Below are 18,596 nucleotides of genomic sequence, written 5' to 3'. Positions count from 1 at the left end.
CGCATCGGCCAGCTCTGCTGGTCGATGTTGTTTACGCCCCTCCAGAATTTCGCGTACGTTGAGCCGCTTTTTTGCGGCCGTCGACGAGCGCCGCTGTACAGCACGAGGAACAAGGGATGTTCGCGCCGGCCAATGAAACCCACTTTGCCCTGACCATCGAAGGGCTTTCCGCCGACTTTCAGGTGTTTACCCTCACCGGCCGGGAAGCCATCAGCCAGCCTTTTGTCTTTGAGGTGGAGCTGGTCAGTGAGCAGCCGTCGCTGGACCTCGAAACCCTGCTGCACAAACCGGCCTTCCTGCAGCTGTCGCCTGACGGCAGCGGCATCCATGGCCAGATCTACCGCGCCGCGCAAGGTGACTCGGGCAAGCGCCTGACCCGTTATTCGGTGACGCTGCGTCCGCAACTGGCGTATCTGGCGCACCGCATCAACCAGCGCATCTTCCAGAACCTCAGCGTGCCGAAAATCATCGGCATGGTGCTGGAAGAGCACGGCATCCAGAGCAACGCCTACGAATTCAAGACCGGTTCGATCTATCCTGAACGCATCTACTGCGTGCAATACGACGAGTCGGATCTGCATTTCATCCAGCGCCTGTGCGAAGAAGAAGGCATTCACTTCCACTTCCAGCACAGCGCCAACGCGCACAAGCTCGTTTTCGGCGATGACCAGACGGTGTTTCCAAAACTCGCCCCCGTGCCCTATCAGCAAGACTCCGGCATGGTCGCCAGCAACCCGGTGATCAAGCGTTTCGACCTGCGCCTGGAAACCCGCACCAGCCGCACCACCCGCCGCGACTACGACTTCGAAAAACCGCGCCTGACCCTGGAAAGCGAAAACCGTGGCGACGCCCTGCCCGACCTTGAAGACTACGATTACCCGGGGCGCTTCATCGACCGCGAGCGCGGCAAACATTTGGCCAAACGCGCCCTCGAACGCCATCGCAGCGACTTCCAGCTCGCCGAAGGCAAGAGTGATCAGCCACTGCTGGTCAGCGGCCACTTTCTCGCCCTGACCGAACACCCGAAAGCCAAGTGGAACGACCTGTGGCTGCTCACCGAAGTGCTGCATGAAGGCAAGCAGCCGCAGGTGCTCGAAGAGTCGGTGACCAGCGACACCACGGCGCTGAAAGACGATTTCCATCAGGGCTACCGCAACCGCTTTCAGGCGACTCCGTGGGACGTGCCCAATCGTCCGCCGCTACGCCATCCAAAACCGCGCATCCTCGGCAGCCAGAGCGCGGTGGTCACCGGCCCGAAAGGTGAAGAAATCCACTGCGACGAGTACGGCCGGGTCAAAGTCCAGTTTCACTGGGACCGCGAAGGCCAGGCCGACGACAAGACCAGTTGCTGGCTGCGCGTCTCCAGCGCCTGGGCCGGCGCCCAGTATGGCGGCATCGCCATCCCGCGCATTGGCATGGAAGTGCTGGTCACGTTCCTTGAAGGTGACCCCGATCAACCGCTGATCAGCGGCTGCCTGTACCACAAGGAAAACACCGTCCCCTATCCACTGCCGGCGAACAAGACCCGCAGCACCTTCAAGACCCTGAGCTCCATGGGCGGTGGCGGCTACAACGAACTGCGCATCGAAGACAAAAAAGGCCAGGAACAAATCTACCTGCACGCCCAGCGCGACTGGGACGAGAACATCGAACACGACCAGAAAATCCGCGTCGGCAACGAACGCCACGACACCGTCGAGCAAAACAGCTACACGGAATTCAAAGCCGAAGAACACCACACCGTCTACGCCGACCGCAAAGTCGAAACCCGCGCCAACGACCACCTCACCGTCGGCGTCAACCAGCACATCAAGATCGGCACCGGCCAGTTCATCGACGCCGGCCAGGAAATCCACCTGAGCAGCGGCATGAAAGTGGTGATGGAGGCTGGTGCAGAGCTGACCCTGGTCGGCGGCGGCAGCTTTATCAAGATCGACGCTGGCGGCGTAACGATGAGCGGCCCGGTGATCAACATGAACTCCGGAGGCAGCCCGGGAAGCGGGACTGGTGCGGCGCCGTTGATGCCCGGTGTGTTGAAACAAGCCGACGCCGACAAGGCCGGCCAGGTCCTGACCCCGGCGCAGATCAACACCCTAAAACGTAACGCGCCGTTCTGTGAAGAATGCGAAAAATGCAAGGCAGGTGCCTGTGCCATCTGAACGAATCCCCCCCAAAGACTGGCTGGCGCAACAGCCGCTGCAAAGCGGCGAGCGCCTGTACCTGATCATCAGCGCCGCCAGCGACGCAGACGCCCTGAAAACCCTGTACCTCACCGAACCCACCGCCCAGCTCATCCCGATCTGGGGCGGTACGCCCTACTCCACCTGGCAACCGGTGATGCCCTACCTCACCGAACTCAAAGCCAACTCCGCTTTCCTGCCCTGGATCGCCGAAACCGACGCCCTCGACTGGGGCTGGCTGGCGGTGTCGCGTTCAGAGCCGAACGAAGTGTTCGAACATCTGCGCAGCCTGACGCAGGTGAAAATGCCGGATGGCACCGAGGTGTTTTTCCGGTTTTGGGATGGCCGGCATATTTATCCGATTCTGCGGGGGCTTGGGGAGAAGGCTGGAGAGGTGCTGCCGGTGTTTGAGCGGTATCTGATCAATGGGCAGGCGCTGGAAGTGGGCACGCGGGTTGTGCCGAAGGTGCGGGACTGGCCGTGGTGGGAGGTGTCGAAGGGGTTGTTGGAAGGGTTGAGCAAGGACAATCCGGCGACGCTGGTCAGCAACCTGATGCAGTGGCTGGAAGAAGACCGCCCGGACCTCTACACCGCATGGCCCGAGAACAATCTGAAGCTGAAAATCACCCGCTTCGTGCGCCGCCCGGATGCGCCGCAAAATCTTAAAGAAGCATTGATAAGCCACCTGATTCTGGAGCAAGGCTGATGGATCGCGTTGCCTTTGTTGACAACCAACTGAACACCTTCAAGGACAGTCTGAAGCTGTATCAGGAACAAACAAAAACCTGGTACGCACAGGCTCTCGACAAGGGTAGCCGTGCCGCGGACATGCCGTCCTTATTGGGCATGGAGCGTATCATCAAGGCGGGCAACACCAGTAAAACGGTGAGTATGACCGACGGTAACTTCACCTCGAACGTGGCTCAATGTCCGCTCAAGGGTCCGTTGCTGATCGAGAGCAAATTCGAATCGGTTTACAACATTCCCGTCGGCGATATCGAAGTCGAAATCGTGGCCGTGGACGGTGGTGCTGTCAGCAAGGTCAAACTCGACGCCCAAGGCAAAGCCGCATGGACCGGCGGTGTGCCCGGCAAGTTCTACACGATTCGCGTCCATAACGAAGTGACCCCGGCGCAGATCGACGCCCTCTTCAGTTCTTACAGCGGCGTGACTGCGGACCTTGAAGGTTTCCTGCGCAAGGAATGGGCCGGCTTCAAACCGCAATGGTCGAATCTTTCGACCTCCGGCACAGCCATGGCCATCGGCAACGGCATTCTTGAAGGTGGCTGGGAAGCGATCAAGGGCGTATGGGACGGCATCAGTCTCGTGCTCGACATCCTTCAGGACCCAGGAAAGTTTGCGAAGGATCTCGGCGCTGGCGCAGACGAGCTGATCAGAGTCGCCAAGAGCTCGCCGGACATCATGAAAAAGGCCATGTTGCTGGCCAGCGACGAGGCGGCTTTGTTTTTGCTGGTGCGCAGTGCGGTGATCTGGCTCGCGGGCTTGCCGCCGATGAAGATGGCGGGCGACGTAGCGAAGATGACCACGGCCATTGTCGTAGGCATTGCGATCGACATCGTGATCGGCGTGGTATTGACCATCGCGGCCGAAGGTACCGGCATAATCTACCTTGCGGCCCGACTGAAGAAGTACGGAGAGCTTGTCATCAAGGCTGTGATCGGCTTCGTGAAGTCGGTGTTCAAGATCATCAACGGTTTTATGGAGTATGTCGCCAAGTACACCGCTGTGGCGGCCCGAGGGGTAACGGCAAAGGTCAGAAACGGGATTTCCGAGTTGCGTTTTGATGGCAAGAAAAACGCCAGACTTGCTGACGGTAAAGTCGCTGATGACGTATCGAACCAGGCGACGAATCCCGCCGAAAAGAGCGCAGAACCTGCTGCAAAGACTTGCACTAACGGGTGCCCTGTTTCGATGGTCACTGGCGAAGAGTTATTGACGTTAACTGACGGCCAACTCGACGGCCTGCTGCCATTCGAATGGACCCGTCTCTATCGCACCAGCGCTGTGGAAATCGACTGCGGTCTCGGCTATGGCTGGAGCCACGCGCTCGCCCACCGCATCGAGATCAATGGCGATGAAGTCATCTGGACCGATCAGGAAAACCGCTCCACCGTTTTCCCACTTCCGAGCGAGCAGCGTCCCGCCATCACCAACAGCCTATCGCACGCGGCCATTTTTCTAGGTGACGATCCATCCGAGCTGATTCTCGCGCAGGCTGGCAAGCGACCATCGTTCTATCACTTCCGCTTCGACAGCAAAGGCGCGACCCTGATCGCCATCAGCGATAGCTATGGCAACCGCTTGCACGTTACTCGCGACATCCATGGGCGCATCAAACGTCTCGACAACGGTGCCGGCCGCGCCCTGCTTCTGCGCTACGACCGCAAGCACATCATCGCCGTCGATTATCAGCAGTTTCTGCCCGCCGATAATCTGGAAGACGTCTGGAATACCGTGCAGACGTTGGTCACCTATAGCTACGACGCGCAACATCGCCTGATCGAGGCGAAAAACGCGGCGGGCGAAGCCGAGCGTTATCGCTACAACGAGCAGCACGTCATTCTCGAGCGGCAATTGGCAGGCGGCGCGGCGTTCTATTGGGAATGGGAAAACGAAGGCAAACTGTCTCGCTGCACTCGTCACTGGGCCAACTTTTCGCAGATGGAAGCGCAGTACGTCTGGGACGACAAAGGCAGCGTCACCGTAACCAACGCCGATGGCAGCGAAGAGGTCTATACCCACGACGATCAGGCCCGATTGATCAGCAAGATCGATCCGGATGGTGCCGAGCATCTCAAGGCCTACAACGACAAAGGCCAATTGATCGCCGAAAAGGATCCGCTGGGCGCAGTCACTGAATATCGCTATGACGATAATGGTTTGATGACCGCGGTCATCCCGCCGGAAGACGAAGCCACCACTTACGAGTACATCAATGGTTTCGTCAGCGACGTTCGTCGCGGCAAAGCCAGTTGGAAGTATCAACGCAACCGACAAGGTGATGTCACTGCGCAGATTGACCCGGACGGCAATGCCAGCCATTACAGCTATGACCCGCAGGGTCGTCTGTTGGAAATCCGTCACCCGGACGGCAGCCGTCATCAACTCGGTTGGAACAATCTCGGTCAACTGCTTGAAGAACGTCTTCCCGACGGCGGTCAGCGCAAGTACCGTTACGATGCACTAGGCAGGCAGATCACTCGCCAGGAAGAGTCCGGCGCGATCACTCATTACCAATGGGATGCTGCCAATCGCCTTGCCCAAGTTACGCTGCCCGGCGGCGCCACTCGCGCATTCAGCTACAACGCCTACGGCAATGTCACTGCTGAACGTGACGAACTTGGCCGTATCACCCGCTATGAATATGCCGACAATCTTCACCTCGTCAGCCGCCGAATCAATCCCGACGGCAGCCAACTGCGCTACCGCTACGACAACTCGCGTCTGTTGCTCACTGAAATTGAAAACGAGCGCGGCGAGCACTATCACCTTGATTACTACGCCAACGGCCTGATTCAACAGGAAACCGGCTTCGATGGTCGTCGGACTGGCTACGAGTACGACCTCAACGGCCAACTGCTGAAGAAAACCGAGTTCGGCGACGACGGCAGCGAACTGGTCACCGAATATCAGCGTGATGCCGCAGGCCGGTTGCTTGTAAAAACGCTGCCCGACGGCGAAGAGATTCACTACAGCTACGACGCGCTTGGCCGCCTCGTTAACGTTGACGACGGCCACTGGCCGCTCGCCTACAAATACGACCTGCAAGACCGACTCATCGAGGAGCACCAAGGCTGGGGCACTCTGCGCTACGAATACGATAGCGTCGGCCAGCTCAAGCACTGCCGCTTGCCCGATGGCAGCAAACTCGATTACCGCCACCAGCCTGGCGGGCAACTCACCAGCATCGACCTCAACGGTTCTCGCCTGACCTCTCATCAGTTCAACGCTGGTCGAGAGCAACAGCGCCAACAAGGTCTGCTGCTTAGCCAATACCAATACGATGAACAGGGACGTCTGCAAGCGCACAGCGTTAGCCAACGGGACAAGCACCTGTTCCAGCGTCGCTACAACTACGACGCCAACGGCAACCTCGCCGGAATCGACGACAGCCGCAAAGGCAACCGCAGCTATCACTACGATCCACTGGATCGCCTGATCAGCGTACGCGGCGCCATACCAGAGAGCTTCGCCCATGACCCGGCAGGCAACCTCCTCGGCCAGAATGACCTGCCCGCAGCCAACCTCGCCAACGTCAAAGGCAACCGCCTGCTGATACAAGGCGACCGCCATTACGATTACGACGCCTACGGCAACCTGATCCGCGAACGTCGCGGCACCGGCCAAAAGCTCGTCACCGAATACCGCTACGACTGCCAGCATCGCCTGATCGGCGTCAGCCTGCCGGGTGGCAGCACCGCAAGCTACAAATACGACGCTTTTGGCCGCCGCATCGAGAAAACCGTCGACGGCCATACCACTGAATTTCTATGGCAAGGCGAACGATTGATCGCCGAAAGCGCAGAAAACCGTTACCGCAGCTACATCTACGAACCGGGCAGCTTCCGCCCGTTGGCAATGCTCGACGGCGAAGGCCCGCTAAAAGCGGCCCCGTTCTACTACCAACTCGACCACCTCGGCACGCCGCAGGAACTGACCGACTACAGCGGCGAGATCATGTGGTCGGCGAAGTACCGCGCCTATGGCAACCTCGCCGCGCTGGACGTCAACGAAATCGATAACCCGCTGCGTTTTCAGGGTCAGTATTTCGACGCCGAGACAGGCTTACATTACAACCGCCACCGCTACTACAATCCGGGAACTGGACGGTTCTTGACGCCTGATCCGATCAAGCTTGCGGGTGGTTTGAATAGCTACCAATACGTGCCTAACCCTACGGGGTGGGTGGATCCTCTAGGATTGAATACATGTCCCGGAGCCGGAGATAAAGATTCATCAGGTAACCGAACTGACCAAGAAGAAAAAAAATCGAAAGTTGATGACGGCAGCCCCGAAGCGCCATATACCGGACCGATCCCCAAGGCAATGCAGAACAAAATACTGTATGGCACACGGAGCCCCGGCCATAACAAACCAGTAGGCGGTCATTCGGCGCAGGTTATGAACTCTCCAAAATATCAGTACGATATTGTCAGCACTAACAAGGACGGAACTACCAGCGTTAAAAATTTTAAAATGATTTTAGAGCGTAAGGATGGAACCATCGGCTGGTCTGCAGCAAAGTCTCCAAATAGACATACATTTGCGCCGAAATCTTGGAGTGACGCGAAAATCTTGAGAGTTACTGATGAGGTAGCAGCAGAGCCAGGCAGAGTGTTACGGAACGATCCAGGCGCGGTAGTGACCGAACACACCAAAATCGTGGACGGAGTTCAATGGCAGGTTATTAAAGAAAACGATGTCATCACTTCTTCATACCCTACGGGAGCAACACCATGACGACTGGCAATGAAGAAAATCTATATAAAAAGCTCTGCTCATGGATAGGTGAATCTGAAGATTCACCATGGACTGAATACAGCACCGAGCTAGTTGCTAAAACGGTACTCATAGACTTCAGTGATAAGGACTGGGAAGTCCTAAAAAAAGCAATACTCAAAATGCCGGAATTTTGGCAACAAAGATGCGCCGTTTCACTTGGAGAAAATCGTACCACCCAAGCCATAGAAATTTTAAAGACTCTACTTTCAAAATCGGGATATAAAGACGTTAAAATTATTTCTATTTACGAGCTCGACTGGGCCGAAGTACCGATTGAAAAAAAATACTCTCACCATGTAAAGCAGATAATAGATACCACACCAAAAAGTGAAATAGAACCAGAAATATATAGTTTACTTGCGAAAGCAGAATCATCAGAAATATAATAGCTAAGCCCACCAAATCTTGTATAAGCGAACTTTTAAAATATTACCGACAAACGCCCAACGCCACTTACCAAAAAGGCGCCAATAAAGAACCAACAATTAATTAAGACAGCCTATAATCAATCGGCAATCAAAAAAGCAAAATGAATATCTACATTGACATTACAGATATTTTGGTGCAATCGATTACGACAATGCAGGCGGAATTATATCCTACATGAATATCCCTCCCACTGAAAACATAAAGGAAAAATTCCAAGTAGAAATCTTCAATTTTGTTCTCAACCTATTAGATTAGCCAATAACGTCTTCAATAGAAAGCCAAGACTTAAACTTTCTAGAAAACATGGACGAGGATGGCTTCCTAATAATCAAAAAAGCAGCCGTTACATTTGAAAAAATAAAAGGTCACGAAAAACTGGTAAGAGTCTTAGATCAAGGGAAAGACTACTTATTACATGAAATTTACAGACCCAAACTGGAAAATAAAGACAAGATCTATGACATTGGAGGTAGATCATTCACATCACCTCAACTCCTAATCAATCTTGCGATTATTTCACCCCAAAAGATAACTCTTGACTTCTCCGCTTCCGATCATGTCTACATAGCAACATACCATAAACTTCGAAACGTGGCAGAAACTCTAAATTTACAGGCGAAACGCACGCAACCGCCAATTGAAGGAATATTCGAAGTGAATTACAGCAACATGCATACCATAAGCGTCTTTGATGCCGGCTATCGATTTTTCAAAACATAGGAAGTGTCGACACAAGATTTTCGATGCTTGCCCTTTCTCAGTGCAGCTTTTTTACAAATGAAACGCCGCGAGTCACCTGGCACATCTAATCTGCTCAGCGTACCACGCGCGCGTATACCAACAACTGACGATCGCGTAACTCCCGAATAGAGCGAACTCGGCAGTACTACCCGCTACGAATGCACCGACAACCTGGACGTGAACAGCAAAAATCACGACGAGCACAACTACTGGCCTGGAACAAATAATAGACATCGGATGGCATCTATTATTTAGCAAAAATGGCACTTTTAGAATTTCATTAATTGCAAATCAAGCTTGGAGAATTTCCAATATTCACCGACACCGCCAAAACTTGGAGCGGCCTTGAAAAAACTTTAGACCACACACTACATAAAGTTAAACAAATCTGATGCAGCCTTTACAAATCTGAAGTATACGGGGAAAGCAGTGGACCTGACATTGGCTAATACATAGGATGTGGCGGCGCCACTCTCTCAGCAAAAAAATGTTTAAGCAACACCCTAAGCTAAAGCAGTCTGCGTTCGATGCCGATGCCGATGCCGATGCCGATGCGATTGTTTTGGGAAAGGCCTCAGACTTGTAGTGCAAGGGGAGTTTTCTTTCGGGTAAAAAAATCTCGACAACCAAACCTATAACAGCGAAAGCAAAACCATGATATTTAAGTGCTCGGGCAACGCAGTCAATCCAAATACCGTATCTTATAGAAGCTTGGGATTCGGAGAGGCGGTTACGATCAAGACTCAGCCCTACATACTGCAAATCAAACCCGGCGACTTTCCAAGAAAGTTTGAAATTATTGCAGATACGTTTATTTCGGAATGCAGGATTGACGATACCGTGCAAGGCTATGCGGACATCCCCGAGCTTGCGACAGTTGATTACCCGACTTTCAATGAACTTCTGAACACCCATCCAAACCTAGCAGCAAGTTTGATCGAAGATCATCTTTACTTCGAACTCTTCTATCATCTTTTTCAAAACCCAACCAACCCACAATTGGTTATCAACAACATCAACAGCGTATATACAGAGAAAGATTCAATAATAATCACGGGAGACACATACCCATTCAAATACTTCTAGCAGAAGGAAACTTGCTCGACGGCAGGCCCGCCGACTCAGACCTCAATGGTCGACTGTTAAATAACACTGATCTGGCGACGACGTCAGTGCGCTAATCACCGATTGCTAGTGATCTATTTGCCAGCTCTATTACCCGGTCAGTGCCAAAAGTATGTACAGAGCCAGCGGCATGCGCAGTGTCCGCTATCGGGACAAAGATCGATTCAACGCCGTTACGGAAACTACTGAAACGCAGGAAGTCTAGCTAACGTAAAAGGGCAACCGCCTGCTGATGCCGGGCGATCGCCACTACGATTACACGCTATCCGCCCCCACCAACCGCACCTGCCTCTCCAACTCCACCTTCAACCCCGGCTCCAGCTTCAACTGCCGTGCCAGTTCATCCAGATAGCTCTTCTCCATAAAATTCTCCTCATCCACCAGCATCACACTGGCGATGTACATCTCCGCCGCCATTTCCGGCGTGCTTGCCGCGCGGGCGACGTCGGTGGGGTCGAGGGGTTTGTTGAGTTCGGCGTGGAGCCAGTGTTGCAGCTCCTGGTCGTTGTCGAGTTTGGTGAATTCGCCTTCGATCAGTTCGCGCTCGCGCTCGTCGATGTGGCCGTCGGCCTTGGCGGCGGCGACCAGGGCTTTGAGGATGGCCTGGCTGTGTTCTTCGACTTGCGCGGGTGGCAGGCGGTCGAGGGTTTGTGGTTCGCGTTGGGGTGCGCTGCCTTTTTGGGCGTTGTAGTTGCCGTAGGCCTTGTAAGCCAGTACGCCCAGCGCGGCGAGGCCGCCGTAGATGGCGACTTTGCCGCCGACCTTGCGGACTTTTTTGTTGCCGAGCAGCAGGCCCATCGCGCCCGCGGCCAATGCGCCGCCGCCCGCGCCGGACAGCAGGCCGCCGAGGCCGCTGGAGCCAGACGAGCCACCGAGCAAACCGCCCAGTCCGCTGGCAGCCGACTTGTTGGAAGCGCCACCAGTCTTGTTCTGCAGCATTTCCTGCCCGGACTTGAGCAGTTGATCGAGCAATCCACGGGTGTTCATGTTCCGTCTCCAAACAAGGGTTATCCGGATCTAAGGCCCTCAGCCTAGTTCGAAAGTGCCCGACCCCGACCTGCGAGTGTGCTTCGAGATGTTGCTCGCCACTCAGAAGGGCATGTTTCGAGCGTTACGCAAATGAAAAAGGGGCAGGCTTCTCGGCCGGCCCCCTTCTCCCCTCCCCCTTAGAATCGCGAAACACTCCGCATCGCATCCACCAGATAGCGCATGGCAATCCGGTCGCTTTCCGATAGTTCTCGATAACGCTCCACAAGTTTCAATTCTTCGGAATTGAGGCGGCGTCTTCTGCGCCCGCCGCCCAAGCAAGGGAAGATGCCCAACATTTCGGTGATGCTCTGTATTTTTGCCATGGACGATGTCCTTCTCTATTGAGTCAAGAAACTGCTGAACCTCACATCGCCCTGCCTCTTCGAGCAGCGTCGTGTGCCCCGCCGGCACGAAGGCTTGTATCCGGTCTTGCCCATAGAATAGGAATTAAATCGGCGTTGAAAAGCGGTTTTTAGAGTAATTAATCGAAAAAAGCAGATATGCCCTCTAAATCAGAGAGCCCTGTCAGAAAAATTACAGACATGTCTTGTTTCATTGCCAGGTGACGCAACGCAAACAAGCCTTTTTGCCCGACAATCGAACCGATTAAGCTAGCGGGCATCTGTTTATAGTCCGTTGCGTTTGGCCGAAGGCATGACCGAACCGTAATTTCCGATCCGACAGGTGCCAGGAACGGCGCTGGATTGCACACGACAGGTTGTATTTATGCACCGCAGGAATTTGCTCAAAGCGTCCATGGCCATTGCGGCCTATACCGGTCTTTCCGCGTCGGGCCTGTTGGCCGCCCGCGCTTGGGCAGCCAATGGCGGCGCCGCCGATGGCGAGGCCCAGGCCTTCGATTTCGAGGCGTTGAAGCGTCAGGCCAAGCAGCTCGCCGGCAGTGCCTATCAGGATACGAAACAGGTGTTGCCGCCAACCCTGGCGACCATGACTCCGCAGAACTTTAACGCGATCCGCTACGACGGCGAGCATTCCTTGTGGAAGGAAAACAAAGGTCAGCTGGACGTGCAGTTTTTCCACGTCGGCATGGGTTTCCGTCAGCCGGTGCGCATGTACAGCGTTGATCCGAAGACGCGCATGGCGCGCGAGGTGCATTTCCGTCCGGCGCTGTTCAATTACGAGAACACTTCGGTCGACACCCAGCAGCTCAAGGGCGACCTGGGTTTTGCCGGCTTCAAACTGTTCAAGGCGCCGGAGCTGGATCGGCATGACGTGGTGTCGTTTCTCGGCGCCAGCTATTTCCGTGCGGTCGATGCCACTGGCCAATATGGCCTCTCGGCGCGCGGCCTGGCCATCGACACTTACGCGAAGAAACGCGAAGAGTTTCCCGACTTCACCAAGTTCTGGTTCGAGACGCCCGACAAAAACGCCACACGTTTTGTGGTCTACGCCCTGCTCGACTCGCCGAGCGCGACCGGCGCCTATCGCTTTGACATCGATTGCCAGGCCGAGCGCGTGGTCATGGAAATCGACGCGCACATCAATGCTCGTACCACCATCGAACAACTCGGCGTGGCGCCAATGACGAGCATGTTCAGCTGCGGCACCCACGAACGGCGCATGTGCGACACCATTCATCCGCAGATTCACGACTCCGATCGCCTGGCAATGTGGCGCGGCAATGGCGAGTGGATCTGCCGGCCGTTGAACAACCCGGCGACGCTGCAATTCAATGCATTTGCCGACAAGGACCCGAAGGGTTTCGGCCTGGTGCAGACCGACCACGAATTCGCCAACTATCAGGACACTGTCGACTGGTACAGCAAGCGCCCGAGCCTGTGGGTAGAACCTACAACCGCCTGGGGCGAAGGCTCTATCGATCTGCTGGAAATTCCTACGACCGGCGAGACGCTGGATAACATCGTCGCCTTCTGGACGCCGAAGAAACCCGTGGCTGCCGGTGATTCGCTGAACTACGGGTACAAGCTGTACTGGAGCGCGCTGCCACCGGTCGGCACGCCACTGGCGCGAGTGCACGCGACGCGTTCGGGCATGGGCGGCTTCACCGAGGGTTGGGCGCCGGGTGAACACTACCCGCCGGTCTGGGCGCGGCGCTTTGCCGTGGACTTCACCGGTGGCGGCCTTGAGCGCCTGCCACAGGGCACCGGGATCGAGCCGGTGATTACCTGTTCCAACGGCAAGGTGCAGGACTTCAGCGTGCTGGTGCTGGATGACATCAAGGGTTACCGGATTCTGTTCGATTGGTATCCGACCAATGACAGTGTCGAGCCAGTGGAACTGCGTCTGTTCATTCGCACCAATGACCGCACGTTGAGCGAGACCTGGCTGTACCAGTATTTCCCGCCGACCCCGGACAAGCGTAAATACCCTTGAGGTTCTAAGGCGGCTGTTCTGGCGTCATTCGCGAGCAGGCTCGCTCCCACAGGGGTCCGCATTCCTATTGTGGGAGCGAGCCTGCTCGCGAAGAGGCCCGCCTGACAACGCAAAATTGTGCCGAATAGAAAAGCCCCGACCCTCACCGGCTCGGGGCTTTTGCTTTCCAGCCTTCAATCAATCGCGCAAATCCGATTCATGAATCGGCTGATCCCGATGGGTCGCGCGCTGATACTGCGCCGGCCACACTGCTTTGCGCCCGCCCAGATCATCGTCGGCGTGCAGCGGCCAGTACGGATCGCGCAGCAGTTCGCGCGCAAGGAAAATGATATCGGCCTGACAGGTACGCAGAATGTGCTCGGCCTGGGCCGGCTCGGTAATCATTCCGACAGTACCGGTGGCGATGCCTGACTCTTTGCGTACACGCTCGGCGAAGCGCGTCTGATATCCGGGTCCAACCGGGATTTCCGCGTTTGCAGCAGTCCCTCCTGAAGACACGTCAATGAGATCGGCGCCCAGCGTATGAAGGCGGCGCGCAAGCTCCACGGTCTCATCCGGGTTCCAGCCGTCTTCGACCCAGTCGGTCGCCGAGACGCGGACAAACACTGGCAATTCCTCCGGCCATACCGCCCTCACCGCTTCAGTGACTTGCAGCACCAGACGGATGCGATTCTCGAACGAACCACCGTACTGATCGCGGCGTTGATTGCTCAGCGGCGAGAGAAACTGATGCAGCAGATAACCGTGCGCCGCATGCACCTCGACCACGCTGAACCCGGCCGTCAGCGCGCGTTTGGCCGCGTCGACAAAGGCCTGAATCACCTCGGCGATCTGCCCTTCATCGAGCTGTTTCGGCTGGGTGTGCTGCGGATCGAAAGCAATCGGCGATGGCCCGACCGGGGTCCAGCCGCCGTCCTCGGGCTTGACACTGCCATGCTTGCCGATCCACGGCCGGTGGGTGCTGGCCTTGCGCCCGGCGTGGGCCAGTTGAATACCGGCGACCGCGCCCTGGGCGGTGATGAAGCGAGTGATGCGTTGCAGCGGTTCGATCTGTTCGTCGTTCCACAGGCCAAGGTCTTCGGCGGTGATGCGTCCGTCGGCGGTAACCGCCGTGGCTTCGGTAAAAACCAGACCGGCACCGCCCACCGCGCGGCTGCCCAAGTGCACCAGATGCCAGTCGTTGGCCAGGCCGTCGACGCTGGAGTACTGGCACATCGGCGACACGGCGATGCGGTTGGGCAGGGTCAGTTGGCGAAGAGTAAAGGGTTCAAGCAGCAGACTCATGGGGCACCTCTCGAATCAGTGGGCAGGCTCCAGGGTTCTGTTTGAAAAGTCGACGAGTGACAGAAAAAGGGTGCAGCACCCGCCCCCGCGGGCAAAAATTCGACAAGACGTCACAAGGCCAATCAAGCAGTGCTTAGAGCCTAGTCGACAACCGGGAATGACGGAGGGTTCAGAGTAATTCAGTGTGTGAAAGGACACTTTCGCGAGCAGGCTCGCTCCCACAAGACTGCACCGTACCTGGGGGAGCGAGCCTGCTCGCGAATGGCTTAACGCGGTTCGATATGAGCAATCATCAGCTGCACAGTCTCGTTGCCACGAAACTCGTTAACGTCGAGCTTGTAAGCCAGTTCAACCCATTGAATCGTCGGGTTCGGCCACACATCGCGATCAATGCCAAACGCGATGCCATCGAGCTTCACCGAACCGCATTCGCTTTTCAGCACCACTTTCAAATGCCGTTCGCCGACCACGCGCTGCTCGACCAGTTGAAACACACCGTGAAACAGCGGCTCGGGAAAATGCTGCCCCCACGGCCCGGCGTGGCGCAAGGCGCGGGCCAGTTCGAGGTGGAACTCTTCGACGGCCAGCGTGCCATCGGACAACATGCGCCCGGTGAGGTCTTCTTCGCGAAGTTGCCTACGTACTTCAGCGTCAAATGCCTCGGCGAACAGCGGAAAATTCTCCTGCGGCAAGGTCAGACCAGCGGCCATCGCATGACCACCATATTTGGTGATCAGGTTCGGATGCTGCGCCGCGACCACACTCAGCGCATCGCGAATATGGAAGCCCTGCACCGAGCGACCGGAGCCCTTGAGCAGACCATCACCGGCATCGGCGAAGGCAATGGTCGGGCGGAAATAGCGCTCTTTCATGCGCGAGGCGAGGATGCCGATCACGCCCTGATGCCACTCCGGATCGAACAAGCACAGACCAAACGGCATCGACTCGACCGGCAGATCCTTGAGCTGCGCCAGCGCTTCACGCTGCATGCCCTGCTCGATGGATTTGCGATCCTGGTTCATGCCGTCCAGTTGCGCAGCCATTTCCCGCGCCAGATTGGCGTCGGCCGTAAGCAGGCATTCGATGCCCAGGCTCATGTCGTCCAGACGTCCGGCGGCGTTCAGGCGCGGGCCGACGATGAAACCCAGGTCGGTGGAAGTGATCCGCGCAGCCTCTCGCTTGGCGACTTCGAGAATCGCCTTGATCCCCGGCCGTGCCCGGCCGGCGCGAATCCGCTCCAGCCCTTGATGCACAAGAATGCGGTTGTTGGCATCCAGCGGCACCACGTCGGCGACGCTGCCCAGCGCCACCAGATCGAGCAGTTCGCCGATGTTCGGTTGTGGCTTGCTCTCGTACCAGCCGAGGCTGCGCAGACGCGCGCGCAACGCCATGAGTACGTAAAAGATCACCCCGACGCCGGCCAGCGCTTTGCTCGGAAATTCGCAGCCCGGCTGATTCGGATTGACCAGCGCATCAGCCTGCGGCAGTTCATCGCCGGGCAAATGGTGATCGGTGATCAACACCTTCAGTCCGGCGCGCTTGGCCGCCGCGACGCCTTCGACACTGGAAATACCATTGTCGACGGTGATCAATAATTGCGGTTCACGGGTCAGCGCGACTTCGACGATTTCCGGCGTCAGGCCGTAGCCGTATTCGAAGCGGTTCGGCACCAGGTAATCGACATGCGCCGCGCCCAACAGGCGCAGACCGAGCACACCGACAGTGCTGGCGGTGGCGCCGTCCGCGTCGAAGTCGCCGACGATCAGAATGCGCTGGCGTTGCTCCAATGCCGTCACCAGCAGGTCAACCGCCGCATCGATGCCTTTGAGCTGCTGGAACGGGATCAAGCGCGCCAGACTTTTGTCCAGCTCCGCCTCCGACTGCACGCCCCGCGCCGCGTACAGGCGGGTCAGCAGTGGCGGCAGATCACCGAGGAAAGGCAGCGTGGCAGGCAATTCACGAGGTTCGATACGCATGGGGCGACGGAGGCTTCTCTTTGATTCGTGGGAAATATCAGCGGTGTCGCGACCTCAGCCGCGCTCACCTTGCAGCCATTGCAACTGGACTTCGTGCTGACCGCGATCGTCGGTGACGAAGATCGTGCCTTCGCTGATCATCACGTCCCACTTGATGACGCGGGGCATGTCCTTGGCCAGGGTCTCCAGCACTTCTTGCGGGACGGCGGCGATGTTGACGTTTTTCAGGTTCTTGATCGCCGGGATCACCTTGGTTTCCCACACACGCAGGCTGCCGTAGGCCAGCAGGCTGGTGCGTTCGGTGCGGCGCGAGCACCAGGTCAGGCGATCGGCATCCGGCTGGCCGACTTCGATCCAGTGCAGGACACGGTCGTCCAGGCTCTTTTCCCACAAGGCCGGTTCATCCACGTCTGACAGACCACGGCCGAACGACAGCTGCTCGTTGTACCAGAGCGCGTAGGCCAGCAGCCGCACAGTCATGCGTTCTTCGGTCTCCGAAGGATGACGGGCGATAGTCTGCTTGACGCTTTCGTAGACGCTGCGGTCGAGGTCGGTGAGGTTCAGTTCGAATTTGTAGGTAGTGGACGGCTGGGCCATGAACGGGCTTCTTGATACGAGGAAAGTCGGCAAGTCTAACCGATGCCACAGGCAATCATCGAATTGATGGCAATCAAGCTGCGGCGTCTGACAGTCGGCTATGTTAAAACCCTGTATCCGCTCAGCCTTGTCCTACAGGATTTCGCATGCCGTTCACCAGCAAACCGCTCTCGGGTCTGAAAGTCATTGAATTGGGTACGTTGATTGCCGGGCCGTTTGCCACGCGCATTTGCGGCGAATTCGGCGCCGAAGTGATCAAGATCGAATCGCCGGACGGCGGCGATCCCCTGCGCAAATGGCGCAAGTTGTACGAAGGCACCTCGTTGTGGTGGTTTGTCCAGGCGCGCAACAAGAAGTCGCTGACCCTCAATCTGAAACACCCCGACGGTTTGGCGATCCTGAAACAACTGCTGGGCGAAGCCGACATCCTCATCGAGAATTTCCGCCCCGGCGTCCTGGAAAAACTCGGTCTGAGCTGGGAAACCCTGCACGCACTGAACCCGAAACTGGTGATGGTGCGCCTCTCCGGTTTCGGTCAGACCGGGCCGATGAAGGACCAGCCAGGTTTCGGTGCGGTCGGCGAATCCATGGGTGGCCTGCGGTACATCACCGGTTTCGAAGATCGGCCACCGGTGCGCACCGGGATTTCCATCGGTGATTCGATTGCCGCGCTGTGGGGCGTGATCGGTGCGTTGATGGCGCTGCGTCATCGCGAGGTCAACGGCGGGCTGGGCCAAGTGGTCGACGTTGCGCTGTATGAAGCTATCTTCGCGATGATGGAAAGCATGGTGCCGGAGTTCGACGTGTTCGGTTTCATCCGCGAGCGCAGCGGCAACATCATGCCGGGCATCACGCCCTCTTCGATCCACACCAGCGCCGACGGCAAGCATGTGCAAATCGGCGCCAATGGTGATGCAATCTTCAAACGCTTCATGCTCGTGATTGGCCGCGCAGATCTTGCCAACGACCCGGTGCTGGCCAGTAACGACGGGCGTGACAGTCGCCGGGACGAGTTGTATGGCGTGATTGATCGCTGGGTCAATTCCTTACCGCTGCAGACCGTTCTCGACTTGCTCAATCAGGCCGACGTACCGGTCAGCCGGATCTTCAGCGCCGAGGACATGTTCAACGATCCGCAATACCTGGCGCGGGAGATGTTCCTGCATGCCAAGCTGCCGGACGGCAAGGACTTCAAGATGCCCGGCATCGTGCCGAAGCTGTCGGAAACGCCGGGCTCGTCCGAATGGGTCGGACCGCAGCTTGGCGAACACAATGCGCAGGTGCTTGGCGATCTGGGCTACGACGCGGAGCAAATCGCTCGGCTGCGCGAAGACGGGGCCATTTGAGCAACGCTGGA

At 56.9% G+C, this 18,596-nt stretch carries 12 protein-coding genes; 7 read left to right on the top strand and 5 right to left on the bottom strand.

The features are described 5' to 3' along the window. Positions 1-116 precede the first annotated feature (116 nt). The 5 genes from ACZ9BE_RS02875 (at position 117) to ACZ9BE_RS02855 (ending at position 9,959) form a co-directional block, all read left to right on the top strand. Entirely contained in the window at positions 117-2,159 is a 2,043-nt protein-coding gene (locus ACZ9BE_RS02875; protein WP_476248887.1) for a type VI secretion system Vgr family protein, read from the top strand. Beyond that, on the top strand, positions 2,149-2,886 hold the full coding sequence (locus ACZ9BE_RS02870) for a DUF4123 domain-containing protein (RefSeq protein ID WP_476248886.1): 738 nt from the start codon (positions 2,149-2,151) through the stop codon (positions 2,884-2,886). The genes ACZ9BE_RS02875 and ACZ9BE_RS02870 overlap by 11 nt, the downstream gene beginning before the upstream one ends. Continuing rightward, positions 2,886-7,661: an RHS repeat-associated core domain-containing protein gene (locus ACZ9BE_RS02865; RefSeq protein WP_476248885.1), complete on the top strand. Its 4,776-nt coding sequence runs from the start codon at positions 2,886-2,888 to the stop codon at positions 7,659-7,661. The genes ACZ9BE_RS02870 and ACZ9BE_RS02865 overlap by 1 nt, the downstream gene beginning before the upstream one ends. Continuing rightward, positions 7,658-8,089: a HEAT repeat domain-containing protein gene (locus ACZ9BE_RS02860; protein WP_252887377.1), complete on the top strand. Its 432-nt coding sequence runs from the start codon at positions 7,658-7,660 to the stop codon at positions 8,087-8,089. Before ACZ9BE_RS02865 ends, ACZ9BE_RS02860 begins: the two co-directional genes overlap by 4 nt. Before the next feature lie 1,438 nt (positions 8,090-9,527). Then, positions 9,528-9,959: a hypothetical protein gene (locus ACZ9BE_RS02855; RefSeq protein WP_056783135.1), complete on the top strand. Its 432-nt coding sequence runs from the start codon at positions 9,528-9,530 to the stop codon at positions 9,957-9,959. Between the two features lie 294 nt (positions 9,960-10,253). Here the strand turns inward: ACZ9BE_RS02855 and ACZ9BE_RS02850 are convergent, their stop codons facing one another. Together ACZ9BE_RS02850 and ACZ9BE_RS02845 are read right to left on the bottom strand one after the other, a co-directional pair. Beyond that, positions 10,254-10,985 (bottom strand): tellurite resistance TerB family protein, encoded by a 732-nt coding sequence (locus ACZ9BE_RS02850; protein ID WP_039759087.1) that lies wholly within the window; start codon positions 10,983-10,985, stop codon positions 10,254-10,256. Positions 10,986-11,164: 179 nt separating this feature from the next. Then, on the bottom strand, positions 11,165-11,350 hold the full coding sequence (locus tag ACZ9BE_RS02845; RefSeq protein ID WP_041478186.1) for a hypothetical protein: 186 nt from the start codon (positions 11,348-11,350) through the stop codon (positions 11,165-11,167). Positions 11,351-11,753: 403 nt separating this feature from the next. Here ACZ9BE_RS02845 and ACZ9BE_RS02840 point away from each other — a divergent pair, with 403 nt between their 5' ends. Continuing rightward, positions 11,754-13,382 carry a glucan biosynthesis protein D gene (locus ACZ9BE_RS02840; protein ID WP_056783133.1) on the top strand — a complete coding sequence of 543 codons (1,629 nt, stop codon included), beginning with the start codon at positions 11,754-11,756 and terminating at the stop codon, positions 13,380-13,382. 177 nt (positions 13,383-13,559) lie between these two features. Here ACZ9BE_RS02840 and ACZ9BE_RS02835 read toward each other — a convergent pair whose 3' ends face one another. The 3 genes from ACZ9BE_RS02835 to ACZ9BE_RS02825 all read right to left on the bottom strand — a co-directional run bounded on the left by ACZ9BE_RS02835 (position 13,560) and on the right by ACZ9BE_RS02825 (position 17,239). Next, positions 13,560-14,666 (bottom strand): NADH:flavin oxidoreductase/NADH oxidase, encoded by a 1,107-nt coding sequence (locus tag ACZ9BE_RS02835; protein ID WP_039759093.1) that lies wholly within the window; start codon positions 14,664-14,666, stop codon positions 13,560-13,562. 266 nt (positions 14,667-14,932) lie between these two features. Then, positions 14,933-16,642 carry a single-stranded-DNA-specific exonuclease RecJ gene (gene recJ / locus ACZ9BE_RS02830; protein WP_476248884.1) on the bottom strand — a complete coding sequence of 570 codons (1,710 nt, stop codon included), beginning with the start codon at positions 16,640-16,642 and terminating at the stop codon, positions 14,933-14,935. Between the two features lie 54 nt (positions 16,643-16,696). Then, positions 16,697-17,239 carry a YaeQ family protein gene (locus ACZ9BE_RS02825; protein ID WP_007908961.1) on the bottom strand — a complete coding sequence of 181 codons (543 nt, stop codon included), beginning with the start codon at positions 17,237-17,239 and terminating at the stop codon, positions 16,697-16,699. 146 nt (positions 17,240-17,385) lie between these two features. Between ACZ9BE_RS02825 and ACZ9BE_RS02820 the strand changes: the two genes are divergently transcribed. Next, complete coding sequence (locus ACZ9BE_RS02820; protein WP_476248883.1) at positions 17,386-18,585, top strand: CaiB/BaiF CoA transferase family protein; 1,200 nt, start codon at positions 17,386-17,388, stop codon at positions 18,583-18,585. Positions 18,586-18,596 lie beyond the last annotated feature (11 nt).

It is taken from the genome of Pseudomonas sp. TE9122, assembly GCF_056278925.1.
This window is presented reverse-complemented; position numbering and strand designations above follow the sequence as displayed.